The following is a 16,611-nucleotide window of genomic DNA, read 5'->3' on the forward strand; positions in this document are numbered from 1 at the left end:
GCGGTTTTTTATTATTTCGCTTCTGTTTTTGGAGAAAATGTCCTTAATTTTCTATTTCAATAACTCTTGGCTTTTTCTTCATTAACGTTGGACTTAACTTTTTCAAATACAGTTCAGCCTCATCACGGGTACTGAATCGCTTAGCTTTATTTATTGAATCTGTCTTTATTGGTGACACAACGTAGTTTCTTTTGAGAAAGCACTCTTTAACAGCAATAACATATTCTGCGGCACAAATCTGAAAGCTTAGCATTACACCTAGAATTCCAAAGATAATCTTTTTCACACAATACTCCTTATCAGAACAACAGCGCGGTGTAAGTTAACGTGACTTTAGTGTTTTCGATGTACTGATCCATTGTCCAATCCCAACTGTCAATCCTTACATCAATATTCTGTTTACCATATTCAGCTTCCAGCCTAAGGCCATCAATGAAAGGAAAGTCGTAGTGTAATCTAAAGCCAAACTCTGTTTCATCTTCTTCGATATTATAAAAGTCACGACCCAAAAGATAAAAACCAGAAATATACAACCCGTTAATTAGATCATCAAAGTTATATCCTAACTCAGCCTTATAAATCGCTTCACCATAATGATTCCCTGGGGAGACTATACCACTGGTATAAAATGACTCATCTGTACAGCCTCTAATGATTCCAGGAACCCAACCCGGCCCCATCGTTCCAGTGGCATCACCAGCATCCTGCACTTTCGATGCTGATAATACCAAATTAATATTTTTATAGAATGTGTTGACCTGACCAGAAATCATTTGAACATGTTGATCACCAAGCTCTGGTTTTGAACCTTTGCGACGGTATTTACTTCCAAAGTCAATGTAAAAATCATCATTGACAAAATAATTGTAGTGAGCAGCTACCAGTAAATAATTGGCAATATCTTCCTGGTTACCATATGTCGCATAAACACTGTAGTTATTGCCATAAACTTCCCCACCAACAATGCGAATTGGCCTCTTTTCAAAATCGCCTGAATCCCAGTTTTTCCAGCCAAAATATTCGAAATCCCTTGAAGTTTGTCCATTCCCCTTTTCTACAAATATCCCATGAAAGCTCAATTGACCATTATCATAGTAAGCCCCAGCCATTTGAAGTAAGACCGGGAGCGCATCACTATCACTTTTTAACAATGGGTGTAAGGACTCCATTCGACCAGCATTCAACTCAAGCTCATCAGAAACTTTAAAATTTAACGAATAGCCAAGTTTACCAAAGCTGTTATCTACATCTCTGAAAATATCACTTCTTGATTTGTAAACTTTATTAGTCGACGTGTTGATTTTACCAATTCCATAATAATTAGCATCAAAACCTAAAACATCATTGTAGTATCCACTTGAATATTTAATCCGGAGAATTTGGCCAATTTCTTCTGTCCATGTCTTTTCTTGTTTAGATGTCCCCTTATCCTCCGTACTGGTTTTTAAGTATAAGGATTCAGTCTCAAATTCAAAATGAGAATCATCAATAAAAGAGTTAGTTTCACTGGCCCTTGCATTAAAAGCCAATACTAATAGCACGCATAATTTTACTGCTGCGTTATTCATTATCAACACCACAAATAATTATTAATTATGTTTTATAAAGGATGGTAATAATTACAAAAGTTACAAAAAATATAGTGACAACAGTCAAAAAAGCAAAAACAAAGAAGAGTACAGATATCAATTATGTGATTATTGTTGATATTGACAATTCCAAACAGGAATTTAATACCATTAAGGCATTACAAAACAACACACTGGAAACAAAGGCCACTAATTTAACTGGCCTAAAAACCATTAATATGTGCTTATTTAGAAATAAGCATATCAATTAACTTAAATAACATTAATTAAACCGCCATTAATATTGAATCATTACTACTCAATTTAATAAGCCGATAAATATCGGTATCCCCGATATTTTCCAGCGACGCCAGCTGAGTCAACATCAATGATGTCGACATTATCCAGCATCTCTTGGGGAGATAAACAAACCTTCACCGTTTCGGCAAGACTCAATACGGGTCTTGTCGCTCTTACTGGGGACGTTTACAATACGCGCTGATTTTCTCACCGTCCGGTTTTCACCATGTCTTACCAATGCCCACTTTGTCATTCAGCCCTTGCTCCCCAAGCCAATACCTGGCGCTGTGAAAATAACCATCAGTTTGACCAAGCCAAAGAAGGCTATGTGAACCTGATGCCTGCTCATCACAAAGGGTCAAAAAATCCGGGGGACAATAAGGAAATGATGCAGGCCCGTCGCCTGTTCCTAAATACAGAACATTACCAGCCGCTACGGGAAGCCGTGGTTCAGCGGCTTGCCAAGCTCCTACCGGAACAGGCAACTCACCTGCTTGATATCGGCTGTGGCGAAGGCTATTACACCTCCGCATTTACCCAGCTTGCTCAAGCCCACCCAGAGTTAACTGTTCACGGCCTGGATATATCAAAAGTTGCCGTCCGCTACGCAGCCAAACGCTATCCGGACTGTCACTTCTGTGTGGCATCAAGCCACCGCTTACCTTTTGCCGATAGTCAGCTTGATGGTGTCGTTCGCATCTATGCGCCATGCAAAGGTGAAGAACTCCACCGGGCAATCAAAACCGGCGGCGTACTAGTTACAGTCACCCCTGCCGCCCGTCACCTGTTCCAACTAAAAGAACTGATCTATGACGATGTCCGCCTGCATGACATGAGCCCGGAAGAAATTGAAGGCTTCGATCTCATTGCCGACCAGCAACTTCACTACGACATGGCATTATCCGGCGAAGAAGCAACGGCACTGATGCAGATGACCCCATTTGCCTGGAAAACGTCTCAGGCCGTCTGGCAACAACTGGCTGAAGCGACCAGCTTCCTGTGCGAAGCTGACTTTTCGATCCGGGTCTATCGCAAACGTTAATCGCATAAAGCCAGATTATTCATCGAGCCTGTAATCCCTACGGGCTCGATTCCTCAATCTAGCTCATTCCCCTGCTATAACATTTGTTATCATCCCACCACTATAAATTGCTTCTTTTGTATCATTGCGCAACGTCTACAGTTATATCATTAACTATATCAACAGGCGGCGCGATGGTGACAATAATGGAAAAATGGCTATCTTTGGGGATCGCTGGTTTATTAATGGGTTGCGCAACTCAACCTGCAACCACACAGATCAAACCACTCCCCCAGACCTTCTACGATTATTCAATCACCACCTCCCAGAGAAAGGTCATAAGCATGGATGAACTCGCCTTTGCCCTTAAGGATGCTGATATTGTGCTGGTCGGCGAATGGCATGGACATCCCGGAACCCATCTGATGCAGGCGCAGCTATTTGCACAGCTATATCGGTTAAATCCCGCCATGGCACTGTCGATGGAACAATTTACCCGAGATAAACAGCATATCGTCAATCAATATCTGGCCGGAGAAATCGGGGAAAAAACACTGAAGAGAGAAGGTAAAGCCTGGTCGAATTATGACAGTGACTACCGACCGCTGGTCGAGTTTGCCAGACAAAACCAGCTTGATGTGATTGCAGCCAATGCACCGAAGTCTGTTGTACGCTGCATTAGCAAACACGGTGCTGAATACCTGGATCGGCTACCGGAAATTGAGCGCAAATGGGTCGCTGAATCTCTGACCCTGACAGACGATGCCTACCATCAAAAGTTCACCGCTTCGATGCACCATGGTGACGAAGCAAAAACACAACGTCAGTTTGCAGCCCAAACCGCCTGGGATGACACCATGGCAGAAAGCATGGTCAATTACCTTGCCCTTCAACCGGGAAAGCAGATCATCCACATAGCCGGACGATTCCATGTTGCAGAAGGGCTTGGCACCGCCTCGCGCATCCAGGCCCGCAATCCAGATTTAGAGGTAATAATGGTAACTCCGATTACCGATAGCTCTGTTCTGCCCGAGTCTGCTCCGGACTACCGCGTGCAAGTCATGCCGCTACCAACAAACTACGTTGATCGAGATAAGATGATGGCAGATATGGGGAGAATTCACAGCAGGTACACTACGTTAAAATGCTACGAATAATACCAATCAATATAAGCCCAAAAGAACAGAACCCCATCGGCGGCCAAGCTTATGGGGTTCATAGGAGGAAACAGCTAATATTTCCTAAAGCACGTCAACTGTGCAATAGATATATTATGCAACAGAGATCTTTATCGCGGCTGAACAACCTCCACGTGCGACAGCAAATCTTAAAACCACCTCTCCAGCGAAGCTTTGTCCAACTGTTTGAACGCACGATTAAGCACCTGTGCCAGCTCAAGATAACGCGGCCGGGATTTCAGCGGCTGCATCGCATACCCTTCACTAATGATCTTGTCATGGATTTCGCGATACCAGCTCGCCAGTGATGGCGGCAAGTCGGTACGACTTCGCTTACCAAGCCACCACAACCCCTGAAGCGGCATACTTAACGCAAACAATGCGACAGCAATTGCCTGAGGCAGCGCATCATAGTTATGAAAAGCCATTTGGCTCAAAACACTCATTACTGCCACTGCAGGCATAACCCGGTTAGCAAACTTCGTCGCCCTGATATAACGCGCCTCCGGGAACATCGCCGTCAGCTCCTTTCGCATTGGCCAGGTTGCCATGTAGTGCTGGCCATTATGGAAGCATTGCCAAATCGAGATTTTTTGACTCATAAAACACCAAAATTCAAAAAACTTAGTAAAACTTCAAATCCAGTGATAACAAACTTGATTCAAATTAAATTTTTCTAAAAATCTTTTTGTTATATTGCGTAACAATCGCTATCCTAAGCGCGCCTAAACTAATTGTTGCCTGTAATCACTGTTCTGGCAACCTAAGGCAATCTCCATGGAAGGCCCTGAATTGTGGGTTCCTCAATTCTCTATTATACGGACATAATACGAATTTGACCCAGTGTAGACCGACTTAATCAAAAGTCGTCTATTCTATGGGTAATTTTTATTCAGTTGAATATCAACTTTCAGACAGATTATAGGTAGTCACTCTCATGTCTAAGCTGGTTTTAGTTCTTAACTGCGGTAGTTCTTCTCTTAAGTTCGCGGTTGTTGACGCAGTATCAGGTGAAGAACACCTGACAGGTCTTGCAGAATGTCTGCACCTTCCAGAAGCACGTATCAAGTGGAAACTTGATGGTAAGCACGAAGCACAACTAGGTGATGGTGCTGCACACGAAGAAGCTCTAGCATTCATGGTAGAGACTATCATTGCATCTAAGCCAGAGCTTGCAGAAAACCTAGCAGCTATCGGTCACCGTGTAGTACACGGCGGCGAGAAGTTCACTCAATCTGCACTTATCACTGATGACGTTGTTAAAGGTATCGAAGACTGTGCTGCTCTAGCACCACTTCACAACCCTGCACACATCATTGGTATTAAAGCTGCACAGAAAGCATTCCCAGCACTGAAAAACGTTGCTGTATTCGATACTGCTTTCCACCAAACAATGCCAGAAGAAGCGTACCTATACGCACTTCCATACAACCTATACAAAGACCACGCTATCCGTCGTTACGGCATGCACGGTACTTCTCACCTGTTCATCACTCGCGAAACAGCGAAGCTTCTAGGCAAGCCAGAAGATGAACTAAACATCATCAACTGTCACCTAGGTAACGGTGCTTCAGTTTGTGCAATCAAGAACGGTAAATCTGTAGATACTTCTATGGGTCTAACTCCTCTTGAAGGTCTTGTAATGGGTACGCGTTGTGGTGATATCGATCCTGCGATCATCTTCCACCTACACGACACGCTTGGCTACTCTGTTGAGAAAATCAACAACATGCTAACTAAAGAGTCTGGCCTACAGGGTCTGACTGAAGTGACTTCTGACTGTCGTTTCGTTGAAGACAACTACGGCAAGAAAGAAGAAGCAACTCGTGCAATGGACGTGTTCTGTCACCGTCTAGCTAAGTACGTTGCTGGTTACACAGCGTCTCTAGAAGGTCGTCTGGACGCTATCACTTTCACTGGCGGTATCGGTGAAAACTCTGCACCTATCCGTGAGATGGTTCTTAACCGTCTAGCTATCCTAGGTGTTGAAGTTGACGGTGAAGCTAACCTGAAAGCGCGTTTCGGCGGCGAAGGTGTGATCACTTCTGAAAACAGCCGTGTTCCTGCAATGGTTGTTTCAACTAACGAAGAACTAGTAATCGCAGAAGATACAGCTCGTCTAGCTGAGATCTAATCTAGCGATTCATCCTATACCTGGATATTAAAAATAACTGGGTATAGTGAATAACGGCTGGCTTTGGCCGGCCGTTTTTCATAGCTTTATGATTCATCACAAGGTTATGACCATTTCTTGTGGTGCTGTTCAATAACGGTTCCCAAATCATTATCGAACAGCACTTTCGTGTTAAATAGTTGAGGAATCCATAGTGTCCCGTACTATTATGCTTGTTCCGGTTGGTGCCGGAGTTGGTCTTACTAGCGTAAGCCTAGGTGTTCTACGCGCAATGGAACGCAAAGGTGTTCGCGTTTCTTTCTTCAAGCCTATCGCCCAGCCACGTCACGGCGGTGAGCAGCCAGATCTGACAACTACTATCATCCACGCTAACAGCGATATGAAAGTAGCAGAACCTTTCTCAATGACTCGTGCGGAAGAACTTATCCGTAACGACCAGAGCGACGTTCTGCTAGAAGGTATTGTTGCACGCTTCAAAGAAGCAACAGCTGATGCAGAAGTTGCTCTGATTGAAGGTCTGGTACCAACTCGCAAGCACCCGTTCGCGAACCAGATCAACTATGAAATCGCAAAAACGCTGGATGCGGAAATCGTATTCGTTGTTGCACCAGGTACTGATAACCCTGCACAACTTAAAGAGCGTATCGAAGTTGCATGTTCTAACTTCGGCGGTATCAAGAACAAGCAAATCTCTGGCGTTATCGTTAACAAACTAAACGCTCCAGTAGATGCTGCAGGCCGTACTCGTCCTGACCTGTCTGAAATCTTTGACGATGCAGAAGGCACTGTTCCTTCTAACGTTGAAGTAATGCAAGTGTTCAACTCTAGCCCAATCCGTGTACTTGGTTGTGCACCTTGGAGCCCAGAGCTAATTGCAACACGTGCAACAGACATGGCGAATCACCTGAACGCTGAAATCATCAACGAAGGTGAAATCGCTACTCGTCGCATTAAGAGCATCACATTCTGTGCACGCTCTATCCCGCACATGGTTGAACACTTCCGTCCAGGTTCTCTGCTAGTAACTTCTGCAGACCGTCCTGACGTTATCGTTGCTGCATGTCTTGCTGCAATGAACGGTGTTGAAATCGGTGCTCTACTGCTTACTGGCGGTTACGAGCTACCTAAAGCGGTTCTTGAGCTGTGTGATCGCGCATTCGAAACTGGCCTGCCTGTTATGACTGCACAAGGTAACACTTGGCAGACATCTCTGAACCTTCAGAGCTTCAGCCTGGAAGTTCCTGCTGACGATAAAGAACGTGTTGAGCTAGTTAACGAATACATGGCTAGCCACATCGACGGCCAGTGGATTGAATCTCTAACTGAAGGTTCAACTAAAGAGCGTCGCCTAAGCCCACCTGCATTCCGTTACGAGCTAACAGAACTTGCACGTAAGGCTGCTAAGCGTATCGTTCTTCCTGAAGGTGACGAACCACGTACCGTTAAAGCTGCAGCTATCTGTGCTGAGCGCGGTATCGCGGAATGTGTGCTTCTTGGTAACCCAGAAGAAATCAAGCGTGTTGCTGAGCAACAAGGCGTTGTTCTAGGTTCTGGCGTAACTATCATCAACTCTGATGAAGTACGTGAAAACTACGTTGCTCGCCTTGTTGAGCTACGTGGCGCGAAAGGCATGACTGACGTTGTTGCTCGTGAAAAACTGCAAGATTCAGTTTTCCTAGGCACAATGATGCTAGAAAACGATGAAGTTGACGGCCTGGTTTCTGGTGCTGTTCACACAACGGCGAACACAATCGTTCCTCCGTTCCAGATCATCAAGACTGCACCTGATGCATCTATCGTATCTTCTGTATTCTTCATGCTTCTGCCTGATCAGGTACTGGTATACGGTGACTGTGCAATCAACCCGGATCCAAACGCTGAGCAGCTAGCAGAAATCGCTATCCAGTCTGCAGATTCTGCAAAAGCATTCGGTATCGAACCTCGCGTTGCTATGATCTCTTACTCTACAGGTGAATCTGGTAAAGGTGCCGACGTAGATAAAGTACGTGAAGCAACTCGCATCGCTCAGGAAAAACGTCCAGATCTAGTTATCGACGGCCCTCTTCAGTACGATGCCGCTATCATGGAAAACGTAGCTGCTTCTAAAGCACCTAACTCTCCAGTAGCAGGTAAAGCGACTGTATTCGTATTCCCAGACCTAAACACTGGTAACACGACTTACAAAGCGGTACAGCGTTCAGCAGATCTAGTATCTATCGGTCCAATGCTTCAGGGCATGCGTAAGCCGGTGAACGACCTTTCTCGTGGCGCACTAGTAGACGATATCGTATACACAGTTGCACTAACTGCGATTCAGGCAAAACAAGCTGACGACGCTAAAGCTTAATCGTTATCAACGACTAAGTAAGCGATAAACGCCTCCGCCATGCGGGGGCGTTTTTTTATGGAAAAAACAAGGAAAGATCTGACACTCCATATTTTTTATCGTGCCTAATGTGCACCACCCATAACTTGCATTCTATATGTATGTTATGTAACATATTTCGCGATATGGAGGCAACTAACATCTCAAGTCTCACTGACAACAAGGACAAGCATCCAAGCTTAATAATGGATAAAAGCCAGTAGAGAAGATGCCTAGTTCCTGATAAAAAACACCACTTACAACGGGGCGGTATATGCGTTCACTTTTCATTCGAATGAGGTTCATTCACTGGTTAGGTGCGATTGCACTTTTGGTTAATGCAACATTTTTCACTGAGGTGTTATTTTCACAAATTATTCAATATGTTGTGGTTGTTTTTTTGATTATCCATGACATCGATGAAAAGTTTTGGGGCGTCGATTCACTGGAAGATGTCACAAACTATATGAAGAATTTCGAAAGAAAAGACCTTTCTGTACCTTGCGAAATAAACAGCAAGTACAACAGCGAAATGGGCAATGTGCTCAATGTCATCAATACCTTCAGAGAGAATGTGAAAAGTGCCCTGGTAGATATACAACAACAGGCCGGTACTTCTGATGAAATCTCCGATTTACTCAAAGTCAAAGCTCAGAACATTTCAGTCCGCATTCAGGAACAAGACAATCGAGTCAGCTTTATAACAAATCAAGTTGAAACCCTGGATAAGACATCAATATCCCTTCAATCCAAAGCAGAAGAAACACGTACCAAAGTCGAAATAACCCGAGATGACCTACTTACTTCAAACAGCAGTATGGGAATGATGGTTAAGGAGATAGGTACTTACATCCAAAACAATGACGCGCTTCATAACAAATTTCACCAGCTATCTCAGCAAACGCAATCTATTGAAAAAGTAGTATTGGTCATCAATAACCTGGCTGATCAGACGAACCTTTTGGCTTTAAACGCAGCAATAGAAGCAGCCAGGGCAGGTGAACACGGCAGAGGGTTTGCGGTAGTGGCTGATGAAGTAAGAAACTTAGCTAAATCAACTCAGGAAAGTCTGGATGAGATTAACCAGATAATTGCAGGAATATCTGAAGCGGTTCTTGACGCTGGTGAGCAGATGAAAACTCAGTCTGCGGCGATAACATCATTGTCTCAATACACGACATCCAGCCAATCAGGGCTCGAAGTGGCCTGTGAAAATATCAATGAAATCCTGACCCTTATTGGACAAGACAATAAAAGTGATAGTGTTGATATTCTTTATGTTCACAAGCTGGTTAGAGGTATCAGTAAAGAGATTGAAGCATTAAAAACACTCTCCAGTTCTAATGCTAATGATTGTACTGATCTCGAACAACAAGGGCACTACCTCAGTGAAGTTACAGACAACATCGTAGGACAACTAGGTTCATTTAAAACAGATTAAAATTCTTAAACGCAATAATCGATCGTATAGCTAAACACAGAACTCACAGCACGACACAAGACTCTCCCCCTTTATCAACCAAATCAATCGCTAAGTACCCAAAGTCAAAAAAGGGGGGGGAAGTTGGAACACGAATACACACTCGTTATGCCCCACTTTAAGACAGCCTCTATACTCATTGCCTTCCTGATATCAATAAAACTTAAGTTGCCAATCTCGAATTAATTAAAATCCAACGACTTCAAACCGGCGCACATAAAAAAGACCGCTACGGTAAACCGCAGCGGCCAAACTCAGACTCGATTAATCAACAAGAAAAATAATTAATTAGTTAATAAACGTAGAACTAGGAATAAGGAACTTTTATTTACCACGAAGGTAAATGATCCAATAACCCATACCGACAAACACACCGCCACCGATAATATTACCGATAGTTACCGGGATCAGGTTATGGATTACAAAATTACTCAAAGTCAGATCAGCAAAATCAGCCGGATTCATTCCGCTCATCTGCCAGAACTCCGGTGATGCCAGATTCTTGATAGCAATCGCCATCGGCACCTGAAACATATTGGCAATACAGTGCTCAAAACCTGAAGAGACAAACATTGCCACCGGCAGTACCATCACGATGATCTTATCGGTAAGCGTACGACCACTGAATGTCATCCACACCGCCACACAAACCAACACATTACACATGATCCCCAGTGCCACTGCCTGGAAAAAATCATGATGCAGCTTATGCTGGGCAATCTGCATGGTATTAATACCCAAGGCACCGTCGGCAGACATATACTGCTTGCTCACCAGCATAATCCCCACCAGCAACAAAGCGCCAATCAGGTTACCGATATACACCACGCCCCAATTCTGGCATAAGCTCTTCCAGCTAATTTTACCGCTGGCACGAGCCACCAAAGTCAGCACCGAGCTTGTAAACAATTCACCACCAGTAATCACAACCAGGATCAGGCCGAGACTAAACGCCAGCCCGCCAACGAATCGGGACATCCCCCACGCCATGTCACCCGATCCCGTGGTAACCGTCGTGTAAAATACAAACGCAATTCCAATATGCATACCGGCTGTAATCGCAAGTAATAGCGATTTCACTGGATCTTTTGTCGCCTTACCGACACCGACCTCAGCAGCCTTCTCCGCCATCTGAGGCGGTAACAAAGAATCAAACTGACCCTGACTCATACTCTTGCACCTGATACTCACTGAAACACATAAAAAGCGTGGCTGGATAGTGAACCTAATTCAGACAAAATTCAAGGCTCGATCACAACAAAAACTCGACATAAGCGAACCAACACCTCGAATATACCGAATCAACAGTTTTGGTAAACATAGCTCAACATTTCAGTAATTCTATTGATCAATTCGCTCAAAAAAGCCCTCACAATAGCCAACACTAAACCAAGGCCAAGACATGAATAGACAGCTTGAAGTATAAGCATGTTATTACCACAAACTATGCACCATAACCTTAAGCAATCAACTAACCTAAACCAGTGACAACGCTCATTGTCAGTGAAGAAACGATCTCAAGCGACAAAACTGTTAAGATGCATTTCATTGCAGGTAAAAGGACTCACCTCGCTATTATGGATATGCTTTATACCCTTGGGCTGTTCTTCGGCTCTCTGATTGCCAATACGCTCGCTTCCCTTTCAGGAGGAGGCTCCGGCCTTATTCAGTTCCCGTTACTGATTTTTCTCGGCCTGCCATTCAGTATCGCCCTGGCCACTCATAAAGTTGCCAGCGTAGCCCTTGGCTTAGGGGCAGCAATCAAACACATCCGCTCCGGGAGCCTGAACTGGGGATTGACCCTTGCCGTTATTCTGGCGGGAATGTTCGGAGTCATACTTGGTGCCAACCTCATTCTTTTTGTGCCAGGCCGAATCGCAGAGACAATGCTGGGCGGATTGATATTAGGGCTTGGGATCTACTCACTGATAAAGCAAGAGCTCGGCCAGCAAGAAGAACGTCGCAACCGTCACTGGCAGGGGATATTACTCGGAGGTTTGGGGCTGGCTGTTATCGGGATCTTAAACGGCTCCCTCACAGCCGGTACTGGACTGTTCGTCACTCTGTTCCTAATCCGCTGGTTCGGATTTGACTACAAGCAGGCTGTTGCACTGACCCTGGTCAGTGTCGGACTGTTCTGGAACGGAATTGGTGCAGTCGCCATCTATTTTGCCGGTGCCGAAATATACTGGCCATGGATCCCAGTGCTGCTGCTTGGCTCTCTACTGGGTGGCTACCTCGGCGCTCACCTGGCAGCGCAAAAAAGTAATACCGTCATCAAGCGATGTTTTGAATTACTGACTTTCCTGGTCGGCATTAAACTGCTTCTTGGTGTTTAACCCTTATAAACAAAAAAAGACAAACAAAATAGGGCGGCACACTGGCCGCCCTGATTCATTCAGTAAAATTACGCTTATACTAACTCAACCTGGCAAATTACTTCACCAGAGAAATCCAACACTTTCAGGATGTTGTCTTCAAGCATACCGTAACTGGCTTTATGTTCGCCGCGAGGAATCGTAATTGAGCCCGGGTTGTACAGGTACAGCTTGCCCTTCTGTTCAGCTACCGGTAAATGAGTATGGCCAGAAACAATCACATCACCGGCACGCAGACGAGGATGCTTGTCACCGTTATAAAGATGACCGTGGGTCAGGAACAGGCGACGGCCATTCGGTAGCAACACCAGGTTGTAGTCAGCCATCATAGGGAAATCAAGCAGCATCTGATCGACATCGCTATCACAATTGCCACGTACCGCAGTGATCCGATCCGCATATTGGTTTAGCTGCTCTGCAACTTCAATTGGCGCATAACCAGCCGGCAGGGCATTCCTCGGACCATGGTTCAGCACATCGCCAAGCAGGATCAAATGCTCAGCGCCACTTTGCTCAAACGCCGCCAGCATTGTTTTGGTACTCTCGGCACAACCATGGATATCAGATGCAAAAAACAGTTTCATAGGGTGATAACTTACCAGGACTTTCTAGAACAGGATGCCGAGATACTACACCTATCACTGTGACATTTCTAATTGCAAATACCGCAACTCTAATTGCAATTACCGCAGCAGAATCGCTTTTGGCTTACTCGTCCCGCAACATACCGTTAAGCACAATATTGTTATAGCTCACCATGCCCAGCACCTTACCGTCCTCAATCACCGGAGCCCGGCTGATCCCGAAACGCTCGAACAACCGAGCGCAATAACGGACATCCATCGTCGCATTAACCGACAGCGCAGGCTTGGTCATGATCTCATAAACATTGGTGCGTTCAGGTGAACGGTCAATCGCCAGCACTTTCTTAGCGATATCGTTCATCAGGACAATGCCATACTCATCATCTTCATGGCGTTTATTGACTATCAGGGCCTTCACCTGGCGCTGCTTGGCAATTCCTACTGCCTCAGCCACCGTTGTCAGCCCTTCCACGATGGCGTAAGTGTCCATCATCACATCCCTTACTCTGACGACCTTTTCAGGACTCATAGCCTCTCCTCCACAACCTTCGTCAACGACTCGACCTGGTGTGCCACCCCGACCGCGTCCTCCACATCCAACTGAACCGCGATCCCTTCTCCGGTTCCGCGGTCGAACTCACCGACTTTTTCTATCGTTTCGAGAATCGAACGAGCTAAGTGCTCCTCAACGACAAACAGCAGCACATCTCGCTGGACTTCCAGGTTCAGACCAAAAAACGTCTTCTTCTTACGAAGCCCTTCACCACGGGCATTGTTAATCACCGTTGCCCCGGTCGCTCCCGCCGCCCTTGCGGCATCCAGTACGTCATCCGTTCTGGAATCTTCAACAAACGCAAGTAACAACTTAAATCGCATTACTCTTCCTCCTTACGCCCCTGCCATACCGACAACTGGGCATAGCCCATCACAGTGATCATCGGAAACAAACTGGCAAAAGCGATTAAACCAAACCCATCCAGCATCGGATTACGTCCAGGTACATTCGACGCTAATCCCAATCCCAACGCAGTGACAATCGGCACAGTTACCGTTGAGGTGGTTACACCGCCCGAATCATAAGCCAAAGGAATAATGGTCTTGGGCGCAAAATAGGTCTGGATAACAACAATGATGTAACCGGCAAGAATGTAATAATGCAGCGGATCACCGGCAACAATCCGAAAACTTCCCAACGCAATCCCGAAGGCCACCCCCAGAGCAACAGCAATACGCAGCCCGTTAACCTTAATCGTTCCACCCGATACCTGATTGGCCTTAATGGCAACAGCGATTAGCGAGGGTTCTGCCACCGTGGTACTAAAACCTATCGCAGCAGCAAACAAATAAACCCAATAATACTCACTCCAGGGTACCTGAGCCGGTACAGTTTCATCGACACTAAACAGAAAATCCAAAGCTGTTAGCTGCGCTGCCATTGACTCCCCAAGCGGAAACAACGCCAGCTCCAATCCCATAAGAAACAACGACAGCCCCAAAACAACGTAGACAAACCCCAGCAAGACCCGGTGCCAGTTCGTCACAGGTCGACGCAACACCGCAAGCTGGAAACCAAAAATAATAATCACGATCGGCAGCACATCCCGCACTGTCGTCGACAACGTCTGAAAAAAGTGACTTACTACTGATGTTAGTTCAATCATGCACCCTTCAATTAATGCACCAACATGCCGTATCCCATGACAAAAATCATTGGTGTTAATGACGCAAACGCGATCAGGCCAAAACCATCAATCATCGGGTTGCGTCCCTTGATAGACGAGGCAAGACCAACGCCTAAAGCTGTTACCAACGGCACCGTTATTGTCGACGTTGTTACCCCACCGGAATCATAAGCAATACCGACAATGCTCGGTGGCGCAAACCAAGTCATTACCATTACGAGCACATAACCACTGATGATCATCCAGTGTATCGGCCAGCCTTTAATAATCCGGAACGCCCCCAGCATAATGGCTATCCCGACAGACAACGCAACCGTCAACCGCAGGCCATGGGCATAATCCTCCATCACTTCGGCTTCTTCAGCAATAAGCCCACCTTCTGCGGCAACTTCGGCCGCTTCTGCTGCCACTGCGGTCAAAGCGGGTTCCGCAATTGTGGTACCGAACCCGAGGCAGAATGCAAAAAACAGCAACCAGATAACACTTCCTTTGCTGGCAAACGAGCGAGCCATCGACTCACCGATAGGAAATAGCCCCATCTCCAGACCAAAAATAAAAAACGTCAGCCCGATCACAACCAATATCAAACCGAGCAGGATCGTTCCTAAAGAGGGCAAGGGCTGTTGCAGCACGACCAGCTGAAAGAAACCGATCACCACAATTATCGGCAGCAAGTCACGCAGGCTACTCAGCATCGCTTTAAGCATTGCTAAAATTGCATTCATGGCGCCTCCTGCATCAGGTCCCTTATTTATACAGTAGTAGCCATTTACATTTCGAAGCACTTTTCCATACTCAAGTCGAGATATCAGACACATAATTTGTATTTGGCAGCAAAGAAAAACGACTTTATCCGTCACTCACAAACCGTTATTCACAATTTTGAACCACATAATTCCAGGCTAATTATTTTTATAGCAATCCTTTGATTAGGCTGTAATTCTGTGAATCGTTTATACTAGTGTTAGTACCATGACAAGCTCTAACTTCGGGATACAAAGACAATGGACTGCATGAAAATTTTTGTTACTGGCGGCACCGGTTTTATCGGCAAGGCACTGCTTCCCCACTTCTGCCAAGATCATGTCACCGTCCTTAGCCGCAATCCCAACCGTGCCTATCAGCGCCTCGGACACCATATCAACGTCATCAGCGACTTAGATGAATTAACCGACTTCAATGATATTGATGTTGTGATCAACCTGGCCGGCGAACCTATCGTTAATAAACGCTGGAGTAGCCGGCAAAAAGAAATTATCTGTAAAAGTCGCTGGGAAATCACCCGTAAACTGGTGGAAAAAATCAAAGCCAGCAGTAATCCCCCCCATACCTTTATCAGTGGCTCGGCCGTCGGTATTTACGGGGATCAAAAATCTGCCAGCTTCGATGAAAGCCTGAAAGTCGACAATAACGATTTTGCCCATCTGGTTTGTCGAAAGTGGGAGGAAGCCGCTCTTGAGGCTCAGTCGGAAAAAACCCGTGTTTGCCTGCTCAGAACCGGAATCGTGCTGGCCAAACAAGGCGGTGCGCTGGCTCGGATGCTTCCGGCTTACCAATTGGGATTTGGCGGGCCGATCGGTAACGGCGAGCAATATTTCCCATGGATCCACATGCAAGATATGGTGAAAGGGATCCTGTTTCTGCTCAAACACCGCGAAGCCCAAGGAGTTTATAATTTTACAGCGCCAAATCCAGTAACGAACAAGGAGTTCAGCCAGACCCTGGCACGGGTACTTCGTCGTCCGCATATCATGAAAACACCGGCTTGGGTACTAAAAGCCGCCCTGGGAGAATCTGCTCGATTACTATTAGATAGCCAACGGGCAATCCCGGCCCGCCTCCAGCAACAAGGCTTCCATTTCAGTTATCCCAAACTGGAACATGCATTGAAAGAAACATTGGGATAAAAAAACAAAATCTG

At 45.7% G+C, this 16,611-nt stretch carries 16 protein-coding genes; 7 read left to right on the forward strand and 9 right to left on the reverse strand.

Going from position 1 to position 16,611, the window contains the following annotated elements; genetic code table 11:
* Positions 1 to 43: 43 nt before the first annotated feature.
* Together Q0852_RS20345 and Q0852_RS20350 are read right to left on the reverse strand one after the other, a co-directional pair.
* Positions 44 to 286: a hypothetical protein gene (locus Q0852_RS20345; RefSeq protein ID WP_299021392.1), complete on the reverse strand. Its 243-nt coding sequence runs from the start codon at positions 284 to 286 to the stop codon at positions 44 to 46.
* A gap of 13 nt (positions 287 to 299) precedes the next feature.
* Positions 300 to 1,568, reverse strand: coding sequence for a hypothetical protein (locus Q0852_RS20350; protein WP_299021396.1), 1,269 nt, complete (start codon positions 1,566 to 1,568; stop codon positions 300 to 302).
* 526 nt (positions 1,569 to 2,094) lie between these two features.
* Between Q0852_RS20350 and rlmA the strand changes: the two genes are divergently transcribed.
* The gene (gene rlmA / locus Q0852_RS20355; protein WP_299021398.1) at positions 2,095 to 2,910 is read left to right on the forward strand and encodes a 23S rRNA (guanine(745)-N(1))-methyltransferase; all 816 of its coding nucleotides are present in this window, start codon (positions 2,095 to 2,097) and stop codon (positions 2,908 to 2,910) included.
* Positions 2,911 to 3,095: 185 nt separating this feature from the next.
* On the forward strand, positions 3,096 to 4,046 hold the full coding sequence (locus Q0852_RS20360; RefSeq protein WP_299021400.1) for a ChaN family lipoprotein: 951 nt from the start codon (positions 3,096 to 3,098) through the stop codon (positions 4,044 to 4,046).
* Positions 4,047 to 4,216: 170 nt separating this feature from the next.
* On the opposite strand, the gene yfbV is transcribed toward Q0852_RS20360, so the two are convergent.
* Positions 4,217 to 4,669, reverse strand: coding sequence for a terminus macrodomain insulation protein YfbV (yfbV, locus tag Q0852_RS20365; RefSeq protein ID WP_299021402.1), 453 nt, complete (start codon positions 4,667 to 4,669; stop codon positions 4,217 to 4,219).
* Positions 4,670 to 5,004: 335 nt separating this feature from the next.
* On the opposite strand from yfbV, the gene Q0852_RS20370 reads away from it, so the two are divergent.
* The 3 genes from Q0852_RS20370 to Q0852_RS20380 all read left to right on the forward strand — a co-directional run bounded on the left by Q0852_RS20370 (position 5,005) and on the right by Q0852_RS20380 (position 10,007).
* Positions 5,005 to 6,201, forward strand: a complete 1,197-nt coding sequence (locus Q0852_RS20370) for an acetate kinase (RefSeq protein WP_299021404.1) — start codon at positions 5,005 to 5,007, stop codon at positions 6,199 to 6,201.
* A 193-nt stretch (positions 6,202 to 6,394) separates the two neighbouring features.
* The gene (pta, locus tag Q0852_RS20375) at positions 6,395 to 8,548 is read left to right on the forward strand and encodes a phosphate acetyltransferase (protein ID WP_299021406.1); all 2,154 of its coding nucleotides are present in this window, start codon (positions 6,395 to 6,397) and stop codon (positions 8,546 to 8,548) included.
* A gap of 292 nt (positions 8,549 to 8,840) precedes the next feature.
* Positions 8,841 to 10,007, forward strand: a complete 1,167-nt coding sequence (locus tag Q0852_RS20380; protein ID WP_299021408.1) for a methyl-accepting chemotaxis protein — start codon at positions 8,841 to 8,843, stop codon at positions 10,005 to 10,007.
* 363 nt (positions 10,008 to 10,370) lie between these two features.
* Here Q0852_RS20380 and focA read toward each other — a convergent pair whose 3' ends face one another.
* Positions 10,371 to 11,216, reverse strand: a complete 846-nt coding sequence (gene focA / locus Q0852_RS20385) for a formate transporter FocA (RefSeq protein ID WP_299021410.1) — start codon at positions 11,214 to 11,216, stop codon at positions 10,371 to 10,373.
* 407 nt (positions 11,217 to 11,623) lie between these two features.
* Here focA and Q0852_RS20390 point away from each other — a divergent pair, with 407 nt between their 5' ends.
* Complete coding sequence (locus Q0852_RS20390) at positions 11,624 to 12,385, forward strand: sulfite exporter TauE/SafE family protein (protein ID WP_299021412.1); 762 nt, start codon at positions 11,624 to 11,626, stop codon at positions 12,383 to 12,385.
* 74 nt (positions 12,386 to 12,459) lie between these two features.
* Here Q0852_RS20390 and yfcE read toward each other — a convergent pair whose 3' ends face one another.
* The 5 genes from yfcE to Q0852_RS20415 all read right to left on the reverse strand — a co-directional run bounded on the left by yfcE (position 12,460) and on the right by Q0852_RS20415 (position 15,415).
* Positions 12,460 to 13,008, reverse strand: coding sequence for a phosphodiesterase (yfcE, locus tag Q0852_RS20395; RefSeq protein WP_299021415.1), 549 nt, complete (start codon positions 13,006 to 13,008; stop codon positions 12,460 to 12,462).
* Between the two features lie 124 nt (positions 13,009 to 13,132).
* Positions 13,133 to 13,537 (reverse strand): CBS domain-containing protein, encoded by a 405-nt coding sequence (locus Q0852_RS20400; protein ID WP_299021417.1) that lies wholly within the window; start codon positions 13,535 to 13,537, stop codon positions 13,133 to 13,135.
* Positions 13,534 to 13,884 carry a P-II family nitrogen regulator gene (locus Q0852_RS20405; protein ID WP_299021419.1) on the reverse strand — a complete coding sequence of 117 codons (351 nt, stop codon included), beginning with the start codon at positions 13,882 to 13,884 and terminating at the stop codon, positions 13,534 to 13,536. The genes Q0852_RS20400 and Q0852_RS20405 overlap by 4 nt, the downstream gene beginning before the upstream one ends.
* Positions 13,884 to 14,669, reverse strand: coding sequence for a DUF1538 domain-containing protein (locus tag Q0852_RS20410; protein ID WP_299021422.1), 786 nt, complete (start codon positions 14,667 to 14,669; stop codon positions 13,884 to 13,886). Before Q0852_RS20410 ends, Q0852_RS20405 begins: the two co-directional genes overlap by 1 nt.
* Positions 14,670 to 14,680: 11 nt before the next feature.
* The gene (locus Q0852_RS20415; protein WP_299021424.1) at positions 14,681 to 15,415 is read right to left on the reverse strand and encodes a DUF1538 domain-containing protein; all 735 of its coding nucleotides are present in this window, start codon (positions 15,413 to 15,415) and stop codon (positions 14,681 to 14,683) included.
* A 288-nt stretch (positions 15,416 to 15,703) separates the two neighbouring features.
* Here Q0852_RS20415 and Q0852_RS20420 point away from each other — a divergent pair, with 288 nt between their 5' ends.
* A complete protein-coding gene (locus Q0852_RS20420) occupies positions 15,704 to 16,597 on the forward strand; it encodes a TIGR01777 family oxidoreductase (RefSeq protein ID WP_299021425.1) in 894 nt (297 codons plus the stop codon).
* Positions 16,598 to 16,611 lie beyond the last annotated feature (14 nt).

Source organism: uncultured Photobacterium sp., from assembly GCF_947502415.1.
Taxonomy (GTDB): Bacteria; Pseudomonadota; Gammaproteobacteria; order Enterobacterales; family Vibrionaceae; genus Photobacterium.

Bases quoted from the DNA above. Each gene is read 5' to 3' on its own strand.
- Q0852_RS20415 (WP_299021424.1), bottom strand. From the start codon at position 15,415: ATGAATGCAATTTTAGCAATGCTTAAAGCGATGCTGAGTAGCCTGCGT.
- Q0852_RS20405 (WP_299021419.1), bottom strand. From the start codon at position 13,884: ATGCGATTTAAGTTGTTACTTGCGTTTGTTGAAGATTCCAGAACGGAT.
- Q0852_RS20410 (WP_299021422.1), bottom strand. From the start codon at position 14,669: ATGATTGAACTAACATCAGTAGTAAGTCACTTTTTTCAGACGTTGTCG.
- Q0852_RS20400 (WP_299021417.1), bottom strand. From the start codon at position 13,537: ATGAGTCCTGAAAAGGTCGTCAGAGTAAGGGATGTGATGATGGACACT.
- yfbV (WP_299021402.1), bottom strand. From the start codon at position 4,669: ATGAGTCAAAAAATCTCGATTTGGCAATGCTTCCATAATGGCCAGCAC.
- Q0852_RS20420 (WP_299021425.1), top strand. From the start codon at position 15,704: ATGAAAATTTTTGTTACTGGCGGCACCGGTTTTATCGGCAAGGCACTG.
- rlmA (WP_299021398.1), top strand. From the start codon at position 2,095: ATGTCTTACCAATGCCCACTTTGTCATTCAGCCCTTGCTCCCCAAGCC.
- yfcE (WP_299021415.1), bottom strand. From the start codon at position 13,008: ATGAAACTGTTTTTTGCATCTGATATCCATGGTTGTGCCGAGAGTACC.
- Q0852_RS20360 (WP_299021400.1), top strand. From the start codon at position 3,096: ATGGAAAAATGGCTATCTTTGGGGATCGCTGGTTTATTAATGGGTTGC.
- Q0852_RS20390 (WP_299021412.1), top strand. From the start codon at position 11,624: ATGGATATGCTTTATACCCTTGGGCTGTTCTTCGGCTCTCTGATTGCC.
- Q0852_RS20380 (WP_299021408.1), top strand. From the start codon at position 8,841: ATGCGTTCACTTTTCATTCGAATGAGGTTCATTCACTGGTTAGGTGCG.
- Q0852_RS20370 (WP_299021404.1), top strand. From the start codon at position 5,005: ATGTCTAAGCTGGTTTTAGTTCTTAACTGCGGTAGTTCTTCTCTTAAG.
- Q0852_RS20350 (WP_299021396.1), bottom strand. From the start codon at position 1,568: ATGAATAACGCAGCAGTAAAATTATGCGTGCTATTAGTATTGGCTTTT.
- focA (WP_299021410.1), bottom strand. From the start codon at position 11,216: ATGAGTCAGGGTCAGTTTGATTCTTTGTTACCGCCTCAGATGGCGGAG.